Below are 18,623 nucleotides of genomic sequence, written 5' to 3' on the forward strand. Positions count from 1 at the left end.
CGCAGCCCGATGACAGACTGCATCCCATTGCTTCGAAGGGTAAATAGCATCTATCACTAAATTGACCTTGCTACCACCTCAACAATTTGGGCCCGATTGAAGCTCCCAGTGCCGTTACGCCTGCAATGGCGATCGAATACCATACCGCCACAAAGGCGGCGCCATCGTTGAGGCAGGCGATGGTATAGGCGAGACCACCAACGGAACCTGCAAGGAAACCTGCAATAGCGCCTGCCCGGCTGAGCCGCGTGGGCGTTCCTGCTCGCATCGCAGAAAGAATAGCAGCGAGCGCCGGGATCGAAGCCATGATGATAGTAGCCGTACAATTTAGCACGGAGTAGGTGTGAACCCCAAAAAGGGGAAAGCCGCTCCGATCAAACAGAGCTCCAGCAAGCAGGAAGACCAGAGCCGGAGCAAGAAAGAGAACCGTACGAGGCGCCTGGCCCGGCTGGACCACTGCCCAAACAAGCTGAAACCCGCCGGCAGCTACAAGAACCATGCCGATGACTTTGAATAGGAATGTCCATGTCGGCAGTATCTGCATGAGATCGGAGCGAGGACCGGCGATCATCACAACGACGCCAGTCGCTGCCAGGATCGAAAAGACCAGCGCGACAGGAAGGACGATCGAGAGGCGGAGCAAAAATGACGAACCTTTACCAGCTTGCGCTGCAAGACCTCGAATAAGATCGTCCGTTGGCTGCCGATTGTCATTCATGCCCGGGGCCTCTTCTCTGTGTTGCCGCCATTAGTTTCTTCAACGATCGATGGAAGGCGACGCGCACCGCTCCCTCGGTGGAACCGATACGCGCCGCGGCCTCTTTGGTAGAAGCACCCTCGAGCCCTATGGCTCGCACAGCAGCCTGTTCGCCAGGGGGCAAGGCGGAGATTAGTTTTTCGACATCGGCCGGATTGCGTTCAGGATCGACCGCTTCAGATAAGAACAAGCCGGCCCACTGCTCTTCGGTCAAATCGACGCGCATGCGTGCGTCTCGGCCCAAGCGCCGGCTGGCGTCAATGATCTTGTAGCGCGTGATTGCGTTCAACCAGGGAAGCAGAGACCGCTTCGTGTCCCATTGGTGGCGACGGGAATGCACTGCTATGAGCACTTCCTGTACGACATCCTCTGCCTCATAGCGACTAAAGCCCATATACCGCAAATGCGTTTCGACGATCCGCCGCACCGAAGCGGCGAAAGCCCTGAGGAATGCCTCGTAGGCAGCGCTATCGCCAGTGCGTTCCGCGCGCATCGCTTTCGCCCATTTGTCTTCCCGTGTGTCCATCACTCGTGCTTTCGGTTGGACGAGACCCGTTGTTACGTCGCATCGCGAAATTATTCGATATTGCGCGCCGATCACATCGGCGTGACGATGTAAGATTGGGGTATTCCCAACGAAAGACTCCTCGAAGCATGTGCTTTATGATGAAAGGAAGTCCGGAATGATCATGAACAGGCGCACATTTTCAACTGCTATGCTTGCCGGCGCGGCAGCATCAATGCTTTCAGCCAAAGGAATGGCCGCATCGGCTGCCGGCCGCCCAGAAAAGGCCCGTAACGTGGTCTTCGTCCATGGGCTATTTGCAGATGGTTCCTGCTGGAGCGAAGTGATATCGAGGCTCCAGCCCGAGGGCTTGAACATCACATCTGTGCAGAACCCTCTGACCACTCTCCCGGAATCGGTTGCTGCTGCTGAGCGAGTACTGGCGCGGCAGGACGGGCCAACAGTATTGGTAGGGCACTCATTTGGGGGAATGATTGTAACTCAGGCCGGCATGCATCCTAATGTCTCGGCTCTCGTGTACGTCGCCGCCCGTGCACCCGACGCAAACGAGGATTTCGGCGCTTTAGCGAAAACCTTCCCTACTCCCCCCGCTTCTGCCGGAATTGTTTTCGACGGTGAGGAAGGAAGACTTAGCGAGAAGACGTTCCTCGAGGACTTCGCCGGTGACATTCCCACGGCCCGCGCGAAGGTGCTGTATGCAACGCAGTCTCCTTTCCAGAAGACGCTGCTCTCGGGCAAGGTCACCGAAGCGGCATGGCGCCATAAGCCCAGCTTCTACGTGGTGTCGAGCGAGGACCGGACGATTAATCCAGATCTGGAGCGGTTTCTCGCGAAACGTATGGGCGCTAACACTATTGAATTAAGAGCTAGCCATTTATCGTTGATCTCGCATCCTGATGACATCGCCGATCTTATCATGAAGGCAGCAGGCTACGCCTCCTGAACGGGACGGGCATGACGTGGATCTCGCGTGCATCGATCACCTCGAAGCGGGCACGCCATACTAATGCTGGGCGGCGAGGGCCAGCCGCGAGATTGCGAAAGACCGTAGCAGAGTAATTATATTCGCTCTCCCGGCCTACTTTGCGTTTCGGTACCAACTGCGAGTTATCTGCGTCACTTTATCGGAGGTGACGCAGATGACGTGAAACTTCATTCGAGAACTGCAGCGGTCGCGCTTGAATCAAACGCATTATCGAATGACTGTCTGTCCTTAGACTTGCATACTGCAACGGCGATCACGCCGACCTTGTCGTCACTCGGAAAAAATCGCTGCAGGCTTCTAAACCCAGCGCCAGATTCTTTTTGACGCAGTAGTCTCTCTCAAAAACCGACGAGGTGCCGCCAGGGTAACCGACGCCAGTATCACGTCGGCGAACGCCCCCCTGCCTAACTTAGCAACACTGCCTGCAGCAAAAACAAACTTTCCAAGAGCATATGTCACGTTTGTATTCCCTGTCTGATGCATTGATTGCATTTCTCTTGATGAGTTCTGAACCGACGACCCGTACCTGGATTGCCAAACGAGAGCCGACGGTAATGGTGGCCAGCATTTCTATCAAAAATGCCTGCCGCGGGAGGAGAGAGGCGGCAGGCCTATCGGAGCAAATGGCCGCCCATGAAGAGAGGCTTGTGGAGAAGATTTCTTAATCGTTTTCAGCCGGTGCGGGAGCCTCACTCCGGTTTTACTTTGCAATCTTGCGATCCAGGAAGCTCCTGATCAGCGGAGCCATCTCGTCCAGCTTGTCTTCAAGCGCAAAGTGGCCCGTATCAAGGAGATGGAACTCTGCATCAGGAAGATCGCGAAGATAGGGATGCGCGCCCTCTTCCGGGAAGATCTTGTCGTTCTTGCCCCAGACGATCAGCGTCGGCGGCTTACGGTCGCGGAAGAATGCCTGGAACTGCGGATAGAGCGGCAGGTTGGTACGGTAATCGTAGAACAGATCGAGCTGGATATCCTTGTTCCCCGGCCGGTCGAGCAGTGCCTGGTCGTGGACCCAGTTATCGGGGCTGATGCGCGTCAAATCCTCGACGCCATCGGTATATTGAAACTTTGTCGTCTCCGGTGCAACGAGCACTGAGAGTGCTTCTCGGTCCTTGGTTGCCCCTGATTTCCAGTAGGTGCGGATCGGGTTCCAGAAATCCCGGATGCCTTCGTCATAGGCATTGCCGTTCTGGACGATCATTCCGGTGACGCGATCCGGGTGCTTGAGCGCCAGCCGGTAGCCAACGGGCGCGCCATAATCCATGAGATACATCGAATATTTGGTAGCACCGAGCTTGGTCAGCAGCGTGTCGACGATATCGGCGTAGTGGCCGAAGGAATACTTGAACTTGGTGTGATCGGGGGCATCGCTCTGACCGAAGCCCGGATAGTCAGGGGCGATGACGCGGTAGCGGTCAGCGAGCAGCGGGATCAGGTTGCGGAACATGTGCGACGATGTCGGGAAGCCGTGAAGAAGGACGACGACCGGGCCATCGACCTTTCCGGCTTCGCGATAGAAGACGTTAACGCCGTCGATTTTCACGGAGCGATAGTGAACCGTTGCAGATGCCTGCTGGGCAATCGCCGGCGTTTCGGCGAACACCATGCTTGCGGGGGTTGTAACAAAGATGCTGGCAGATGCGAGAAGTAGGGTGGCCAGAGTGCGGGACATTGCGGTTCTCCTCAAGAGCGGTTGTGGGCGGCTTGTTGCCTGCGACCACCATCACCTTTTCAGCGTGCAAGGAGAATGTTCGTATTGAACAAGGGATTATTGCGTCTGGTGATATAAGTGCGGACGGACTTGGTGACTAGTTGAGAAGGCGGTTCTCGCGCAGCCTTGCTGCAGCCATATCCACGAAGGCGCGCACCTTTGCCGGAGCGTGCCGACCCTCCGGATGAAGGATATGGATGGGTAAAGGTGGTTCTTCGAATTCACTGAGTATGATCTGGAGCTCTCCTGCAACGAGGGCCGGGCCGATCTGATAATTGAGCACCCGTGTCAGGCCCCATCCGTCACGCGCAGACTGTATCGCGGCTTCGTTGGTGTTGCATTGTAAAGCCGCATCCACGGATACTCGCAGATCGCCGCCAAACTTCCACTCAGGTGAAGCCCAGGCTGCCGTGGAAGCAGCGATGCGGTGGTCTTTGAGATCGGCCGGCGATTTTGGAACACCAAAGCGCTCAAAATATTTTGGCGAACCGCACATGACGCGACGGACCGTTCCGACTTTCACGGCAGAAAGATTGGAGTCGGGCAAATGGCCGATACGCACTGCGACGTCGATGCCTTCCTCCACGATGTTCACCGGTCGATCGATGAAAAGTGTCTTGGCCTTCATCGTCGGATAGGTGTCAAGATAACCGGTCACGATCGGAAGCACGTACATTTGCCCGAACAGCGCCGACGCGGTTACGGATAGGGTTCCCGTCGGCGTCGCGTAGGACCCGCCGGCAGCCGCCTCTGCTTCGGCGATATCGGCAAGAATCCGGCGACAATCCTCAAAATAGCGAACGCCCGCTTCGGTCATCTTCACAGAGCGGGTGGTTCGCACGAGGAGGCGCGCACCAATAAGGTCTTCGAGCGAGGCAACAGCACGTGTGACAGCCGGTGCGCTCATAAACATCTGGCGTGCGGTATCCGCGAAACTTTCGGTTTCGGCGACCTTTACAAAGATCCTCATTGCTTGCCAGCGATCCATCCATTCCCCCGAAGCACTCGCGTTTGCAAGACCCTAGGGGCTTGGAACCAAAGCCTCAAGAGGCTCTAACCGGGGATCATGCGATTGGCGAGCGGCAATCCTGCGAGATGCGTTCTATCTCCGCACAGGCTTCCTCGGAAAGACCGGCGCGCAGTGCGCGCTGGTGCGTTTCCTGACAAGCATTCAATGCAAGGGATATTGCGATCGACGTCTCAAAGTCGAAGCTTGAGCCCCGACGTGCCACGTCTATCTCCGCGCCTGTCATGCCAAGGGCTCGACCGGCTTCTTCTTGTTTCGCCAGCAGCAATTTGCTCGCGTTGGTTCCCGTGAGAGCAAGCTCTATTGAAAGTCTTACGCGAGCATCGATTGGCGAGCCGGCCATTTTTCCATCTCCTTGGCTCAGCCGTCTAAAAGCCGAAATCGCTGAGGCCGGGATGGTCGTCGGGCCGGCGACCCAACGGCCAACGAAACTTGCGATCGGCTTCAGTAATCGGATGCTCGTTGATACTGGCATGACGCTCCCGCATCAGGCCATCCTCGGCGAACTCCCAGTTTTCGTTACCATAGGCGCGGAACCATTGGCCGCTGTCGTCGCGATATTCGTAAGCGTAGCGGACGGCAATGCGATTGTCGGTGAAGGCCCAGAGCTCCTTGATAAGGCGATAGTCTAGCTCCTTGTTCCACTTGCGGGTCAGGAAAGCCTCGGCCTCAGCGCGGTTCTTCGCGAACTCGGCGCGGTTTCGCCAGCGCGTATCAAGAGTATAGGCTAAGGCCCACCTTTGCGGCATCGCGACTATTCCAGCCATCTTCGGCAAGACGGACCTTCTCGATGGCGCTTTCTCTGGTGAATGGGGGAAGCGGGGGCCGGGACATATTCAAGTTCCTCTCAGGATAGTGTTGGCAGTCGGGCGGAGGCGATACGTTTAGCGCCGCCTCCAAGCCCGGTATCAGGCAGCAGCGCGGTCGATGCGGGGGAAGTCAATCTCGGTATCAAGTGCCTCGTTCACGTAGTTTGTGAAGGTGTTGAGGGCCACGTGGGCGATGATCTCGACGATCTCGGCATCGCTGTAGCCTGCGTTACGAACCTTGGTGATTTCGGCTGGCGAGACGGACCCGCGCGCGACCGTCAGAGCCCGGGCGAACTCGACAGCGGCCGCTGCTTTTGGATCGTTGGATGTGCCGCTCCGGTTGGCAGCGATTTCACTTTCGTCGAGCTTGGCGAACTTCGTGCCAGTGAAGGTATGCGCGGACAGGCAATAGTCGCAGCCGTTGGCTTCAGCCATGGCGAGCGCGATGCGTTCGCGGGTGGCCGGCGGCAGCTTGCCCTTGCCAAGTGCGCCCTGGAGCGACGTCAATCCGGCTAATGCGGCGGGACTGTTGGAAACCAGCCGGAAGATGTTCGGAACGGATCCGATCTGCTTCTGGATGGTCTCGAGGATCGGACGGGAGGCTTCTGGAGCTTCGTTGATAGTTGCGGGGGTAGGAATGCGTGACATTGTGTTTCTCCTTTTTCGGTTGAGAGAGATGTTGCTCTCTTGAGATTGAATATGACCCCGTGGGGCAACTTGCTGAAGATCGAAAGGAAACAAGGGACTGTTACGCTGGACGCAGCAATCGAACGTTTAGACAGCGAGCTGGAGGCCGCCTTCCTGCTCTGCCGGGACCGCGCAGCACAGGAGCACTTCGTCGGCGTCGATCTTCGCGGTGGGCTGTTTGACGTAAGCGACGGCGCCCTTGATAAGCTTCGTTCGGCACGTGCCGCAGTTTCCTTCCCGACAACTGAACTCAGGCTCGAGGCCGCGTGCCTCGGCGAGCTCCAAGAGAGTGCCGGAACCAGGTGTCCAACGTGCTTCTTTCAGGGAATTCGTGAATACGACGGGCACAGGTCTTTCGGAGGGCTGCGCGGCGGGAGGCATCAGGGCTGGCGCGAGTTGTCCCGTGCGGATCAGCGACGACGGACCGAAGGCTTCAGCCTGAATACGATCGTCAGCAATGTTGAGAGCCCTCAATCCGTCATAGAGTCCTTGCGTGAATTGAGGAGGTCCGCAGAGATAAAAATCATAGTCGTTGAACGGGAGAAACCGCGTCAGCATCGCCATATCGATCCGCCCTGCGGCATCGAAGTCCCTGCCCTCTTCGGCATCGGTGGTGTCACTGAGGATCCTGACCAGGCGCACAACACCCTTGGTCGCACCAATGAGCTCGGCGATCTCTTTATCGAACGGCCGATCGGCTTTGGAACGGGACGCGTGGAATAGCGTCATCGGTCGGACACGCTGCTTGCGGAGCCCTTCGTAAACGACATGACGCAACATCGCGAGCAGCGGCGTGATGCCGACGCCGCCTGCCAGAAGAACCGCGGGGCGGGTCGAGCGGGCGTCGATGCTGAAGTCGCCGGCCGGCGCGCGCGCCTCGAAGACATCGCCCACGGCGATGCGATCGTGGAGGAACTGAGATACCTGGCCATCCCGCTTGACGCTGATGCGGTAGATCCCGTCGGACGGCGCGACCGAGAGCGTGTAGGTGCGAATGACCGCGTTGTTCTCCCCGGGCAACTTTATACGGATTGGCAGATGCTGACCGGCCGCATGCGGGAGCAGCCCTGCGCCATCGCTTGGCTGGAGGTGGAAAGATTTGATCGTCGCGCTTTCATCGACGATCGCGGTGACGTTCATTGGCCGCCATGTCGCGGCAAGCTCTGTGGCACGTAAGCGGTCGGCCGTCTGCTGCCAGCTGCCCGTCATCGTGGAACTCGGTGACCAGCCGTCCTTTTGAAAAGCCCATCTCAGAGCCAGCGCATTGCGGCGCCGAACAATCCGCGTCGGCTTGAAGGTCCAGAACCGCTCTGCCCCCTGGAAAGCGGCGATTTCGGGTGAATCGAAAATGACTTCGGCTGTTCCTGTCATCTGCAGCATGTCGCCCGTGGTGAAATCCACGAACAGCAGTCCTGCCTTTTTATTCAGCAGGATATTGCCCAACGTTGCGAAGAAGAGATTGCCGTCGAAATCCGGAATCGTCAGGACGCCGTCGTCACCGATGCGTACAAACCCGGCGTTCCCGCCGCGATGTGAGACGTCCACCTGGCGCCTGTCTTCGCGATCGACGTAGGACGCCACGAAAAAAGCGTCAGCCTCCTGAATGATCGCGCGTGCCTGGTCGTCGAGTGCAGGCAGTTCCTCGACTGCACCTTGAAACAAGGTCCCCGGCTGGCGCTCGAATCTGAAGTCACGCAGCTGAATGTAGCGCGGACAATTTCCGAAGCTCTGGTCGACATCCATGCGGAAACCGCCGTCAATCGTAGAGACAAAACCATTCATACGGTTGCGGCGACGCGTGTGCATCTCGATGCCGAGGAGGCCGATCGGCAATCCGTCAGCGAATCCTTCGCTTGCCGGGTCGCTCGGATCCCAGGTCGCAGCGATATTGAGAACGACGGGGGACGGTGACGACATGAAGCCCGGATTGCCTTCGACAAAAGTCGCCCAGGCGCCACCGGCTTGATCGACGCTCCCGAGAACGATGAAGGGGAGTTGCGCGTAGAAGTCCCGGTGCTGGTCCGGCATGAAATCGCGAACGACACGCTGGCCAACGGAGGCCATGCGTTCCTTCACGCCGAGCTTTTCCTGAATAAAGGTCTCGCCTTCATGCCATGTCGGCAATTTCGTAAGCTTCAAGGACATCTGCTTTCTCCAGGAAAAGAGGCAAAGAGCGTGCAAGGTGTTGCACGCTCCTATAGAGGCTCAGGCGGCAAGGCCGGCCGGCGTTTTGACAAAATCCACAAATCCCGGGAGGGCCTCAACGCGAGCCAGCAAAGCGTTGACGGAGGGATAGGTGCCTAGGTCGACATTGCCCTCCGGGGCGCGTGCGATATAACTATAGATCGCAACGTCGGCGATCGTCGGGCGATTTGCCACCAGCCATTCACGTTCCTGCAGATGGCTCTCGATCCGGCCAAGGATGGTGTGTGCACGGCCAATGACCTCTTCCGGATTGAATTTGGCGCCGAAGACCGTCACCAGACGGGCAGCTGCCGGTCCGTAGGCAATCTCACCGGCAGCGACAGAGAGCCAGCGCTGGACGTCCGCGGCCCCTTTGGCATCTTCGGGAAGCCACTCCGTCTGGCCCGACTTCTTGGCGAGGTAGACCAGGATCGCGTTAGAATCGGAGATGAAGACATCGCCATCCGCCAGAACCGGGACCTGCCCGAACGGGTTCATCTTGAGGAAGTCAGGCTGCTTGTGGGCGCCAGATTTAAGGTCCACTTCGACCAGCTCGTGGGGCGTCCCGATCAGCGAAAGGAAGAGCCGGGCGCGGTGTGCGTGACCTGACAGCGGATGGTGATAGAGTTTCATGTGATCGCTCCTGATTGAAGGCCGGGTTCGTTCCCGATCCGTGAGGACAGGATGCAATGTCCGATCGCGCAGCTGAATACTCATGTTCGACACTGGACTGTTGCGCTGAGTGGAATAGTCCGGTGCGCCAGGATGACAGGTGAACTTGACACCATTCCGATGAGCCCAAGCTCAAGAGCGGGTCACATTGGTGCGGTTGTCCGCAGCTCCCTTATCAGGTCTATAAACCGGCGCAGCTTTGCCGGGATATTGCGCCTTCCGGGATAGTAGAGACATAGCCCCGGGTATGGCGGGGTCCATTCGACAAGAACCTGCTCCAACTTACCCTCGGCCAGGTCGTTGGCGATCTGCCATTCGTTGAGATAGGCGAGTCCAGCTCCATCACGAGCGGCCCGGAGCATGAGGTCACTATCGTCGAGTACGAGCTTGCCTGGAACGTCCAGCGTGAAGCTCTCGCCTCGCCGCTCGAACTCCCAGCGATAGATGGTTCCGCTCGCCATTCGGGCACGGATGCATATGTGGTTTTGGAGATCTGCCGGATCCCTCGGCTTTCCGTGACGGCGGAAGTAATCGGACGACCCGACAATGGCCGGTCGGATATTGTCGCCGATCGGGACGATCACCATGTCGGGAGGGACGGCCTCCCGGATCCTGATCCCGGCATCGAATCCCTTGGCATTGACGTCGACCAGCGCGCCCTCTGTGACGATCTCCACCGCCATCTGCGGATGCCTGCGCATATATTCAAGGATCAACGGTGTCAGGATCATCCGCGTTGCGCCTAGGGATGTATTGATCCGTAAGGTGCCTGTGGGTTCAGCTCGATGTTCATCGACATGCTCAACGGCGCTGCGGATCGCTTCCAGCGCCGGGCCGATGGTCGCCACGAATTGTTCACCCGCCGCTGAAAGGACAACGCTCCGCGTAGAGCGGTTGAACAATCTGACGCCCATGCGACTCTCTAGCGTAGCAATCTGCTGGCTGAGCGATGACGACGATATCCCAAGCTCGCGAGCCGCAGCCCTAAAACCGCCTTGGGAAGAGACGGCGAGAACCGCCTCGAGTTCAGCAAGCGAACCACGCATCATTGTCCGTAAACTCCTATCAGGTTGAGCATCTTTGGCCAGCTTATCAGGACAGTATCGAAGTGCCAGATATGACGGAACAGCAAAAGGAGTTTGAGATGCGCATCATCGACAAGGCTTATATTGACGGAGGCTTCGTCACACCAAGGGGATCGGAGATCGCCGATCTCTACAATCCGTGTACGGAAGAGAAGATAGGGACGGTTAGACTTGGCGGCATCGAAGATGCCTGTGAGGCTATCGCCGCCGCGAAACGCGCCTTCCCGGCGTTCTCACGGACGACAAAGGCCGAGCGTGTCGAGATGCTTAAGCGTTTGAACGCAGCCGTCGCCGCGCGCGTCTCCGACCTGACGGAAGCGATGACGCTCGAATATGGTGCTCCTCAGAGCTTTACCCGGTTCGCTATTCCCCAAGCTGCGTCAAGCTTTTTGACCATGGCGAAGGTTCTGGAGGACTACGACTTCGAGCGACAGATGGGCCGCGCCCGCGTCGTCATGCAGCCCTCCGGCATTGCCGCCGCCATCACGCCGTGGAACAGCAATATCGGCTTCATCACCTCGAAGCTTGCGACCGCAATCGCCGCCGGCACGACCATCGTCATAAAGCCCAGCGAAATGAGCGCGATACAGACGCAGATCCTCTCCGAGTGCCTTCACGAAGCGGGTTTGCCGAAGGGCGTATTCAACATCGTCAACGGATACGGCAATATCGTCGGCGCAGAACTCAGCCGGCATCCTGATATCGCTAAGGTGACCTTCACTGGCTCCACAGCGGTCGGAAGGGAGATCCTGCGAAGTGCTGCCGATACCTTCAAGCGCGTCACGCTGGAACTCGGCGGCAAGGGTCCGAACATCATTCTCGATGACGCCGATCTGGACGCGACCATTCCCGCCGTCCTGCGGATGGGCTTCATCAACAGCGGCCAGGCCTGTATTGCCGGCACTCGCATTCTGGTTCCTAGCCATCGACTCGAGAACATCCTGACCAGGCTGAAACAGGAGGTCGAGACATTCAAGGTCGGCGCGCCAGACGACCCGGACGCGATGATCGGACCGATGGTCAGTCAAAAGCAGTATGATCGCGTTCAATCCTACATCGAACTTGGAGCGCGCGAGGGAGCGAGGCTCTTGGCAGGTGGCTTGGGACGGCCCGCCGGATTGGAGCGCGGCTGGTTCACGAAGCCGACCATATTCACTGGCGTCAATAACCAGATGCGCATCGCGCGCGAAGAGATTTTCGGGCCGGTGCTGTCGGTCATCTCCTATCGCGACGAGGATGAAGCCGTGGCGATCGCCAACGACACGCCTTATGGACTTCAAGCCTACTTGCATGGCACCGACGCGGCACGCATGCAGGCGCTTGCGGATCGTCTGCAGTCGGGCCGCGTGGTCGTTAACGGCGCGCCGCACGAACCGCTCGCTCCTTTCGGCGGCTTCAAGCAGTCAGGCATCGGCCGCGAGTACGGCGTTTTCGGCCTCGAAGCGTTCCTGGAGCCGAAAGCGGTCATTGTCTGACGAGCGGAGCTTAGACTGGGCTGCTCACGGGTTCTGAACTCGGACGAGGACCTTTCCAATAGCGTTGCCGCTCTCTTGCAATTCGTGTGCCTCTGCCACCTCGTCGAGGGCATATGTCTTCGCGATCCGCGGAGCATATGCCCCCGATGCGGCGCAGGCAGAGATCGCCTCTGCGGCCCGCCTCATCGCGGTTTCCGGCGTAGTATAGACGTAGACGAAACGGAACGAGAAGCCGCCCAGCAGCGCCGGAAAGAACGGGATCGTCAGCTTCGCGTCTGGCGATTCTGTCGAATAGGCCGACACGACACCGTCGCGGGCGAGACAGGCGATCGCCACGTCAATGTTGGCGGATATATCGACGTCGACGATACGGTCGACGCCATGGCCGCCGGTGGCTGATCGGACGGCCGCAGCGACGTCTTCCTCGCGCCTGTTGACGATAAGATCGGCCCCGGCCGCTTGCGCGACCTCCGCCTGCTGCTCACGGCTCACCGTCGCGGCAACCCATGCCCCCGCCCATTTGGCAAGAAGGATTGCTGCGTTACCAACGGCGCCTGCACCTCCCTGGACGAGAACCCGCTTGCCGCGCAGGTCTCCTTCGGTGAAGAGGCAGCGATGCGCGGTCATCGCAGGAACGCCGAGCGAGGCCCCGATTTCGAAGGATATGCTGTTGGCTAGCCTGACAGCCTGCGCGGAGGGAACGACAACGAGTTCAGCCGCGGTCCCGAACGCACGACCCCATTGGCCCATGTAGATCCAGACGGGCTCACCGATACGCGACGGAGGCACGCCGGCACCGACCGCGTCGATGATGCCGGCTCCGTCCTGATGCGGCACGATCCGCGGAAACGGCATGGGCTTGCCGCCAAACCCAGTTCGAGTCTTGATGTCGGACGGATTGACGCCTGACGCGACCACCCTCACCCGAACCTCTCCGGCTCCCGGTTGCGGATCGGGTAGCTCGCCAATAGCCAGCACCTCCTTTGCGGGTCCTTGTCGGTCGTAGAAAGCAGCTCGCATGACGCACCTCTGAATAAAACTGCTTCCAACTAGAGGCGGCACAGGCGAACTTGCAAGTAGGCAACTATTTTGCCTATAGGTATAGAAAGTACACTATTGGAGCATGTAATGACTGCTGGCCACAAGTGCCCTGTCGAAACCACCGTCGACGTTACGGGCGGAAAATGGAAGCCGATGATCATTTATCGGCTGCTGGACGGGCCGCGACGGTTCGGTGAGCTGCGCCGCCTTGTCGGTGACCCGAGCCAGCGCTCGCTGACGATGCAGCTCCGCGAACTCGAAGCCGACGGGATCGTCGCCCGCGAAGTCTTCGCAGAGGTTCCGCCGCGCGTTGAATACTCTCTGACGCCCTTTGGGCAGACGCTGGCACCCGTGCTGATGGCTATGCGCGACTGGGGCGTCACGTTTCAGGAGCGTCAAACCGTTGATAGCTAACCCGCCCTACGCCTGTTATCGGGCTACTTCGGAGAACCGCTCCACGAAGAACTCGATCAGCACTCTAACCTTCCGGGACACGTGTGATCCCGGCGGCCGCACGATGTAGACACCGATCTCGGGCAGGCTGTATTCCGACAGGATCGGCACAAGGGTTCGGGCGTCAAGGTAGCTCTGAGCGATCACCACGGGTAGTGCTGCGACGCCCAGCCCCGCCGCCGTCCCTTCGGCGATGCCTGAAGCGCTGTCGGCCTTGAACCGTCCCTGACCGTTGACGACCACCGTCTTGGTGCCATCCGAGACCTTCCAGCTCTCGGTGCCCTGCAGGATGGCCTGATGTTCGAGAAGATCTGATGGCTTTTGCGGTACCCCGTGGATACGCAGGTATTCCGGACTCGCGAACAGGCCCGCGGCAAAGGCGCCAATCTTGCGCGCCGTCAGGTTCGAATCCTGCAGGTACCCGACGCGTATGCCGCAATCGAAGCCCTCCGCCACCAGGTCGACATATCTGTCGCTGTAATGTGCGTGGAGCTGCAGAAGCGGATGCTGGCGTGCGAGCTCGGCCAGTGCCGGGGCAAAGTGGCCGGGACCGAAGGATGAAGGAGCCGCCACACGTAATCGGCCTCGCAGCTCTCCGGTCGGCAGCATCTCCTCGCGTGCGATGTCCATCTCCAGGCACATGCGGGCAGCGTGTTCGCGGAAGGACACACCAGCTTCGGTGAGGGATGCACCTCTGGTCGTCCGTGCCAGAAGCTGAACGCCAAGCTCGCTCTCTAGCCGGACGAGCCGCCGACTGACGATCGACTTCGGCAGGCCGAGACGCCGTGCGGCGACCGTGATGCCACCCCCATCTGCCACCTCGACGAAGGTCTGCATGTCCTCGAAGCTGATCATTCTGGTGTTCCATTTTCCGTTCTACAGAGTGGCTCATCGTAGATCTACCGTGCCGATGATTGCAACGCTAAATTCCAGTCATCGAGCGGATCGAAACGAACTTCACTAACCGCCGCCGACACAAAAAAGGAACACGATAATGCATAAGGACGTATTCACCCCCGAGAATTCCGCAATGCTGCTGATCGACCATCAGATCGGCACGATGGCCTGGACGCATTCGCATGACATCAACCTGGTCAAGCAGAACGCATTGAAGCTTGCTCGCATCGCCAAGGCTGCCAACATCCCGACGATCCTCACCTCCAGCATGGAAGACCAGATCCAAGGCCCGCTACTGCCGGAACTGGAAGCAATCCTGCCTGAAGCGTTCAAAGCCCGCGTCAAGCGTCCCGGTATAGTCAACGCCATGCACCACGACGGCTTCAACCAGGCGGTCAAGGCAACCGGTCGCAAGAAGCTGTTCGTTGCCGGCGTAACGACTGAGATCTGTGTCACCTTTCCGGTCCTGCAGATGCTTGACGAAGGCTACGAGGTTCAGGTGTCAGCGGACGCTTCCGCTTCTTACACCAAATACGGCGACGACATCGCCCTGCGCCGCATGGAAAAGGCCGGCGCGATCATCACCACCGTCGACCAGATCATCTCTGAGCTTGCCGTCGACTGGACGAGCCCGCTCGGTCAGAAGCTCGTCGGTATCCTGAACTATCATTGAACGCAGACAGCCGTCTTCGGCGCGGGCGGGAAATTCGAGCCCGCGCCTGGATGAAAGGAACACTTCCATGACCATTACCAAGGTCCCAGCAGGCCGGATGCGCGGCGACGTCAGTCAGGGCTTCGGCGTCGAGATCCTGTATCCTGGGCTGACGCTGACGTCGGACGACAGCGGTATCGGCCCGATCGGCAGGATCGACCGGGCACAGGTCCAATCGGGCCATCTTATCGGCATGCACCCCCACAAGGACGACGAAATCCTGACCTATGTTCGCGGCGGCGAGATGCTCCATCGCGACACGGTCGGAAACGAGACGAAGCTCGACAAGACGCATTTCATGATGATGAACGCAGGTCATACGTTTCAGCATGAAGAGCTGATGCTTGGTGACGACCCCGTGAAAGCACTGCAGATATTTCTGCGACCAAACGCCCCCGATCTGGAGCCAATGGTACAATTTCATGAGTTCCCCGAGGAATATAGTGTTGATAGCTGGCGGCTTATCGCCGGACCGAGCGCTGCACCGTTGAAAGTCAGATCTGACATCAGCGTCTTTGACGCCCGTATCGCTGAAGGGGTCCGTCTGCGGCTGCCGGCCGAGGACACTGGCAGAAACACCTTGCTCTACGTCTACAGTGGAAAGGTCGCCATCGCGGGGGAGGTCATATCGGAAGGGGAAAGCGTATTTTCGACTGCTGCCTATGACGATCTTACCGCATGGTCTGAATCAGACGTCTTGCTTTTCTCGATGGATCCTGCGGCGGAGGTTTACCGAGGTGGAATGTTCAGTGGGAACCAGAGGCGCCGCGTTTAAAGATGCAGCGCTCGATCCTCGCTTGTCGGCTTCGGAGTCGTCTCGAGCAACACGTCGAGGTCCCCACTCGGCGTCATCGTTCTGGTCAATATTCGCGTTAAGGCTCGGGCTTACTACTCTTCAATAAAAGTCGAACCTTCGGCCCATCTATGTGTAATGAATTGAGTGGCAAGGGATCGGTGCCTTCTCCTACAATCGCAAGGTATCGTCGATAGCTGAACACCCGGCCACCCTAAGGGCCAACTCCATAATAAACCATATGCGTCGGTTCGGCGACACATATTGGGAGATCCACCGCGCCGTTGGTCATCTGAATGAGACATTCGATAACAAGACGCTTCTATCCTGGATGCAAGGCGAGCGCGTGCCCCGCTCCGTTGCCAGCTTTAATATCCTGCGCCGCATTGAGCGGCGCTATCGGTTGCAGAAAGGACATATCAAGGACAAACTACTGCACCAGGCGCGCTCGCTTTATGGTCATGATCTCTGCGATATCAGCCCGGCTTGGCGGCGCAGGATTTCAGTGCATCTGCCAGATGACTTCAGCAGCCGACGCTTTACCAAGCGCGAGGAGATTCTCGATTGGGTGTGTCGGGTGATCATTTCCGGATCGACAGAGTATCCCTATATCAGGCAGCCGCCAGCAAGCAACGATATGCCATCCGCTTTCCCGGTGCCACTTATGGCGGCAGTTCGATATCACCCGGTCCTTGGCACCCGCAGTCAGCACCAATCAGGATGCAGTGACAGAAGACGATGATCCGGATTTGCTGTCCGCGGTTATCGATGCGCCGCCAAGGCTTACAATGGGAAATGGCGGACCTTATCCGTTTCAAAACCTCGACCCTAACTGCCATTGGCTTTCAACGGAATGGCGTCTGTGGGGAGGAAACGGCCTCTCAGAAGATAGAGCACCTCGGCTTGATGTTCGGCGCACTAGCTTCCTCACCGAATGGCGCAGGCACGTCCGTCCATCTTCCAAAGCCCAGTGTCAAAGATGACAGCGTCGAATTCCCCATGCCGTAGGCGTGATCGGCAAGCAGTCCATCGTCGACCCGCTCGATCGTAAAGTCATGGCGTTGCTTCAGGGCCCTTATCAGCCACTGCGCAAGCTCGGCGTCGTCCTCGACCAGAAGAAACTTCGTCTCATCCCGCTTCGAAAGTCCAGAAATCAACCGGGTTTCGTGATTAGGCTTCAACCCCATCAAGCTGGCCCTCTGCATGGTATAATGGGGTGGAGAGCGACAATTGAAGAATAGAATTTGGTTGGATAGCGCGGCCTCTTCAAAGGCTAGAACAGAAACCATTGGGTTGACGGCTATGGTTGAGACGAGCCTATAGGACCTGACAGATGAGCAATGTGTTTGGCTGATGGACAACCAAATGGCTCGCCTTCAGCCCTCTTTGATGCATTGGTCAGGACTGGCGCTGGCTCCGCCGAGAACGCCAATGAGATCGGCACATCAAAATTACCGCACGGGGCCAGCATTATGTTGGCAACCATTGCGCTGACCACTACCGAAGCATGAACTTGGGGTGACCTCAAACGAGGGGCAAAGCAGTCAGGCATCGGCTAAAGCAAATCTGTTGGGATTGTTTACCGCAATGGCAACAAGACAGCGCTGCTGCGGTCGTCATTTTTGCTTGGCTGGAATCGCTCCGTTTCCGAAGTCCTGAGCCTAGACAACAGGGGGACCCTTGTCCGTCCGCAGCGAAAGACCGAACAATATTATCGTGGAACCCGCGACGAGAAGATCTGCTGTCAGAACCATGTCCGGCCCGGTTCCAAGCCCGAAACAGCGATCGGCAATCATCCACAGAATGATAAAAGGGGTGGTGCACCCGCCTGCAAGCAAGGACGCTGCGCCTCGGCGTGGTCGGAGCGTTTCTCCGGCCCAAAGCCTCAGTCCTGAAAGAGTAAGCAAGAGGAAGCAGACAACCGTAAACGCGCCAGTCGATCGAAGTTCCGGATCGATCGATACGATACATCCCACTGCCGCCTGTAGAAGACCTATAGTGATCCAGTCCGGATAAATAGAGGGACGCGCAAGACGAAGAACAATGATCGCAAACAGCAACCCGCCCAGTATTGGCCCCAGACCGGCCAGATATCCTTCGAAATGGCGGTCAATAAACCTGTTGGCCAGCGACAGAATGGCAAAATCGATGAGAACCACGCCAAGCGCAACCAGACGCAGCCAGTCGGATGGCTGGTTGAATCTGCGTGAACCGGAATCGCGACCCTTGTCCAGAAGTCGGTGAAGCCATGAAATCAGGGACGGGGCACGCTGGCGGGAAAGAGCGTGCCCCGCGCGATGGCCGGCGCCAGGCGCTTCGGACACCGCCGGCCCTGAGTGCGGGGGACGACACATCAGAGCCTTGGCTGTTAAAGTCGGAACCGTCAGCCATTCCACGCAACGTGCATGACTAACCTGCCAACCGGAACAAGAGCGGAGAATTCGGCCCCATCCTCTTTTTCGATATTCCGTCATTTTTGGTGCACCCCTTGCGCTTGATATCCGCGGACATCACACCAGGTCGCGGGCATCTCTGCGACAGTCACCGGCATGATACATACATACGATACGTTTGTAAACTATTGTCCAGACATCTCCCTAGACCGCGCCGGTCAAGCACGGATTGAAAATCGGGACTTCACGACGAACTTGAGTTTTCGAGGCAGCTATTCGCTGAAGTCCGCTCAGCAACGTTTTGATAAACAGCCCGCGGTCATCGGGAAGCGTGAATTCTCCCTTTCCACAACGCCCATTCGGTAATGAGACCGCCAATAGCCGCAAACACCATGAAGGCAGTTTTCTCTGGTGTC

At 58.2% G+C, this 18,623-nt stretch carries 18 protein-coding genes and 2 pseudogenes; 6 read left to right on the top strand and 14 right to left on the bottom strand.

The genetic code is table 11. From position 1 onward, the window contains the following. Positions 1-70: 70 nt before the first annotated feature. Both RAC79_RS15065 and RAC79_RS15070 read right to left on the bottom strand, forming a co-directional pair. The gene (locus RAC79_RS15065) at positions 71-718 is read right to left on the bottom strand and encodes an NrsF family protein (protein ID WP_220331306.1); all 648 of its coding nucleotides are present in this window, start codon (positions 716-718) and stop codon (positions 71-73) included. Next, the gene (locus RAC79_RS15070) at positions 711-1,283 is read right to left on the bottom strand and encodes a sigma-70 family RNA polymerase sigma factor (protein ID WP_220331307.1); all 573 of its coding nucleotides are present in this window, start codon (positions 1,281-1,283) and stop codon (positions 711-713) included. Before RAC79_RS15070 ends, RAC79_RS15065 begins: the two co-directional genes overlap by 8 nt. A 157-nt stretch (positions 1,284-1,440) precedes the next feature. Between RAC79_RS15070 and RAC79_RS15075 the strand changes: the two genes are divergently transcribed. After that, positions 1,441-2,226 (top strand): alpha/beta hydrolase, encoded by a 786-nt coding sequence (locus RAC79_RS15075; protein ID WP_374997199.1) that lies wholly within the window; start codon positions 1,441-1,443, stop codon positions 2,224-2,226. A gap of 742 nt (positions 2,227-2,968) precedes the next feature. On the opposite strand, the gene RAC79_RS15080 is transcribed toward RAC79_RS15075, so the two are convergent. From RAC79_RS15080 to RAC79_RS15115, 8 genes and pseudogenes are all read right to left on the bottom strand, one after another. Further along, a complete protein-coding gene (locus tag RAC79_RS15080; protein ID WP_374997200.1) occupies positions 2,969-3,940 on the bottom strand; it encodes an alpha/beta fold hydrolase in 972 nt (323 codons plus the stop codon). A gap of 136 nt (positions 3,941-4,076) precedes the next feature. Next, the gene (locus RAC79_RS15085) at positions 4,077-4,967 is read right to left on the bottom strand and encodes a LysR family transcriptional regulator (protein WP_374997201.1); all 891 of its coding nucleotides are present in this window, start codon (positions 4,965-4,967) and stop codon (positions 4,077-4,079) included. A 76-nt stretch (positions 4,968-5,043) separates the two neighbouring features. Continuing rightward, complete coding sequence (locus tag RAC79_RS15090; protein ID WP_374997202.1) at positions 5,044-5,349, bottom strand: hypothetical protein; 306 nt, start codon at positions 5,347-5,349, stop codon at positions 5,044-5,046. A gap of 25 nt (positions 5,350-5,374) precedes the next feature. Further along, a pseudogene (locus tag RAC79_RS15095) lies at positions 5,375-5,840 on the bottom strand (DUF1348 family protein). Between the two features lie 74 nt (positions 5,841-5,914). Next, positions 5,915-6,463 (bottom strand): carboxymuconolactone decarboxylase family protein, encoded by a 549-nt coding sequence (locus tag RAC79_RS15100; protein WP_307008506.1) that lies wholly within the window; start codon positions 6,461-6,463, stop codon positions 5,915-5,917. A 126-nt stretch (positions 6,464-6,589) separates the two neighbouring features. After that, positions 6,590-8,647: a pyridoxamine 5'-phosphate oxidase family protein gene (locus RAC79_RS15105; protein ID WP_307008504.1), complete on the bottom strand. Its 2,058-nt coding sequence runs from the start codon at positions 8,645-8,647 to the stop codon at positions 6,590-6,592. A gap of 60 nt (positions 8,648-8,707) precedes the next feature. After that, positions 8,708-9,319, bottom strand: coding sequence for a glutathione S-transferase family protein (locus RAC79_RS15110; RefSeq protein ID WP_307008502.1), 612 nt, complete (start codon positions 9,317-9,319; stop codon positions 8,708-8,710). Between the two features lie 182 nt (positions 9,320-9,501). Then, positions 9,502-10,404 (bottom strand): LysR substrate-binding domain-containing protein, encoded by a 903-nt coding sequence (locus RAC79_RS15115; protein ID WP_374997261.1) that lies wholly within the window; start codon positions 10,402-10,404, stop codon positions 9,502-9,504. A gap of 98 nt (positions 10,405-10,502) precedes the next feature. Here RAC79_RS15115 and RAC79_RS15120 point away from each other — a divergent pair, with 98 nt between their 5' ends. Continuing rightward, positions 10,503-11,918 carry an aldehyde dehydrogenase family protein gene (locus RAC79_RS15120; RefSeq protein ID WP_374997203.1) on the top strand — a complete coding sequence of 472 codons (1,416 nt, stop codon included), beginning with the start codon at positions 10,503-10,505 and terminating at the stop codon, positions 11,916-11,918. Between the two features lie 24 nt (positions 11,919-11,942). Here RAC79_RS15120 and RAC79_RS15125 read toward each other — a convergent pair whose 3' ends face one another. Continuing rightward, positions 11,943-12,938: an NADPH:quinone reductase gene (locus RAC79_RS15125; RefSeq protein ID WP_307008498.1), complete on the bottom strand. Its 996-nt coding sequence runs from the start codon at positions 12,936-12,938 to the stop codon at positions 11,943-11,945. A 108-nt stretch (positions 12,939-13,046) separates the two neighbouring features. On the opposite strand from RAC79_RS15125, the gene RAC79_RS15130 reads away from it, so the two are divergent. Further along, entirely contained in the window at positions 13,047-13,373 is a 327-nt protein-coding gene (locus RAC79_RS15130) for a helix-turn-helix domain-containing protein (RefSeq protein WP_307008495.1), read from the top strand. Between the two features lie 15 nt (positions 13,374-13,388). Here RAC79_RS15130 and RAC79_RS15135 read toward each other — a convergent pair whose 3' ends face one another. Continuing rightward, on the bottom strand, positions 13,389-14,267 hold the full coding sequence (locus RAC79_RS15135) for a LysR family transcriptional regulator (RefSeq protein ID WP_307008493.1): 879 nt from the start codon (positions 14,265-14,267) through the stop codon (positions 13,389-13,391). A 139-nt stretch (positions 14,268-14,406) separates the two neighbouring features. Here RAC79_RS15135 and RAC79_RS15140 point away from each other — a divergent pair, with 139 nt between their 5' ends. The 3 genes and pseudogenes from RAC79_RS15140 to RAC79_RS15150 form a co-directional block, all read left to right on the top strand. Next, on the top strand, positions 14,407-14,982 hold the full coding sequence (locus tag RAC79_RS15140) for an isochorismatase family protein (protein ID WP_152096502.1): 576 nt from the start codon (positions 14,407-14,409) through the stop codon (positions 14,980-14,982). A gap of 67 nt (positions 14,983-15,049) precedes the next feature. Then, positions 15,050-15,796, top strand: coding sequence for a pirin family protein (locus tag RAC79_RS15145; protein WP_307008490.1), 747 nt, complete (start codon positions 15,050-15,052; stop codon positions 15,794-15,796). A gap of 259 nt (positions 15,797-16,055) precedes the next feature. Next, positions 16,056-16,813, top strand: a pseudogene (locus RAC79_RS15150) (hypothetical protein); the annotation flags it as partial. Here the strand turns inward: RAC79_RS15150 and RAC79_RS15155 are convergent. Next, entirely contained in the window at positions 16,696-17,004 is a 309-nt protein-coding gene (locus RAC79_RS15155) for a hypothetical protein (RefSeq protein ID WP_307008538.1), read from the bottom strand. The pseudogene RAC79_RS15150 and the gene RAC79_RS15155 sit on opposite strands and share 118 nt — an antisense overlap. Positions 17,005-17,475: 471 nt before the next feature. Continuing rightward, on the bottom strand, positions 17,476-18,138 hold the full coding sequence (locus RAC79_RS15160) for a hypothetical protein (protein ID WP_374997204.1): 663 nt from the start codon (positions 18,136-18,138) through the stop codon (positions 17,476-17,478). Positions 18,139-18,623: the final 485 nt, after the last annotated feature.

Source organism: Agrobacterium sp. LR_9, from assembly GCF_041954855.1.
GTDB lineage: Bacteria > Pseudomonadota > Alphaproteobacteria > Rhizobiales > Rhizobiaceae > Agrobacterium > Agrobacterium leguminum.

Bases quoted from the DNA above. Each gene is read 5' to 3' on its own strand.
- RAC79_RS15065 (WP_220331306.1), bottom strand. From the start codon at position 718: ATGAATGACAATCGGCAGCCAACGGACGATCTTATTCGAGGTCTTGCA.
- RAC79_RS15070 (WP_220331307.1), bottom strand. From the start codon at position 1,283: ATGGACACACGGGAAGACAAATGGGCGAAAGCGATGCGCGCGGAACGC.
- RAC79_RS15075 (WP_374997199.1), top strand. From the start codon at position 1,441: ATGATCATGAACAGGCGCACATTTTCAACTGCTATGCTTGCCGGCGCG.
- RAC79_RS15080 (WP_374997200.1), bottom strand. From the start codon at position 3,940: ATGTCCCGCACTCTGGCCACCCTACTTCTCGCATCTGCCAGCATCTTT.
- RAC79_RS15085 (WP_374997201.1), bottom strand. From the start codon at position 4,967: ATGGATCGCTGGCAAGCAATGAGGATCTTTGTAAAGGTCGCCGAAACC.
- RAC79_RS15090 (WP_374997202.1), bottom strand. From the start codon at position 5,349: ATGGCCGGCTCGCCAATCGATGCTCGCGTAAGACTTTCAATAGAGCTT.
- RAC79_RS15100 (WP_307008506.1), bottom strand. From the start codon at position 6,463: ATGTCACGCATTCCTACCCCCGCAACTATCAACGAAGCTCCAGAAGCC.
- RAC79_RS15105 (WP_307008504.1), bottom strand. From the start codon at position 8,647: ATGTCCTTGAAGCTTACGAAATTGCCGACATGGCATGAAGGCGAGACC.
- RAC79_RS15110 (WP_307008502.1), bottom strand. From the start codon at position 9,319: ATGAAACTCTATCACCATCCGCTGTCAGGTCACGCACACCGCGCCCGG.
- RAC79_RS15115 (WP_374997261.1), bottom strand. From the start codon at position 10,404: ATGCGTGGTTCGCTTGCTGAACTCGAGGCGGTTCTCGCCGTCTCTTCC.
- RAC79_RS15120 (WP_374997203.1), top strand. From the start codon at position 10,503: ATGCGCATCATCGACAAGGCTTATATTGACGGAGGCTTCGTCACACCA.
- RAC79_RS15125 (WP_307008498.1), bottom strand. From the start codon at position 12,938: ATGCGAGCTGCTTTCTACGACCGACAAGGACCCGCAAAGGAGGTGCTG.
- RAC79_RS15130 (WP_307008495.1), top strand. From the start codon at position 13,047: ATGACTGCTGGCCACAAGTGCCCTGTCGAAACCACCGTCGACGTTACG.
- RAC79_RS15135 (WP_307008493.1), bottom strand. From the start codon at position 14,267: ATGATCAGCTTCGAGGACATGCAGACCTTCGTCGAGGTGGCAGATGGG.
- RAC79_RS15140 (WP_152096502.1), top strand. From the start codon at position 14,407: ATGCATAAGGACGTATTCACCCCCGAGAATTCCGCAATGCTGCTGATC.
- RAC79_RS15145 (WP_307008490.1), top strand. From the start codon at position 15,050: ATGACCATTACCAAGGTCCCAGCAGGCCGGATGCGCGGCGACGTCAGT.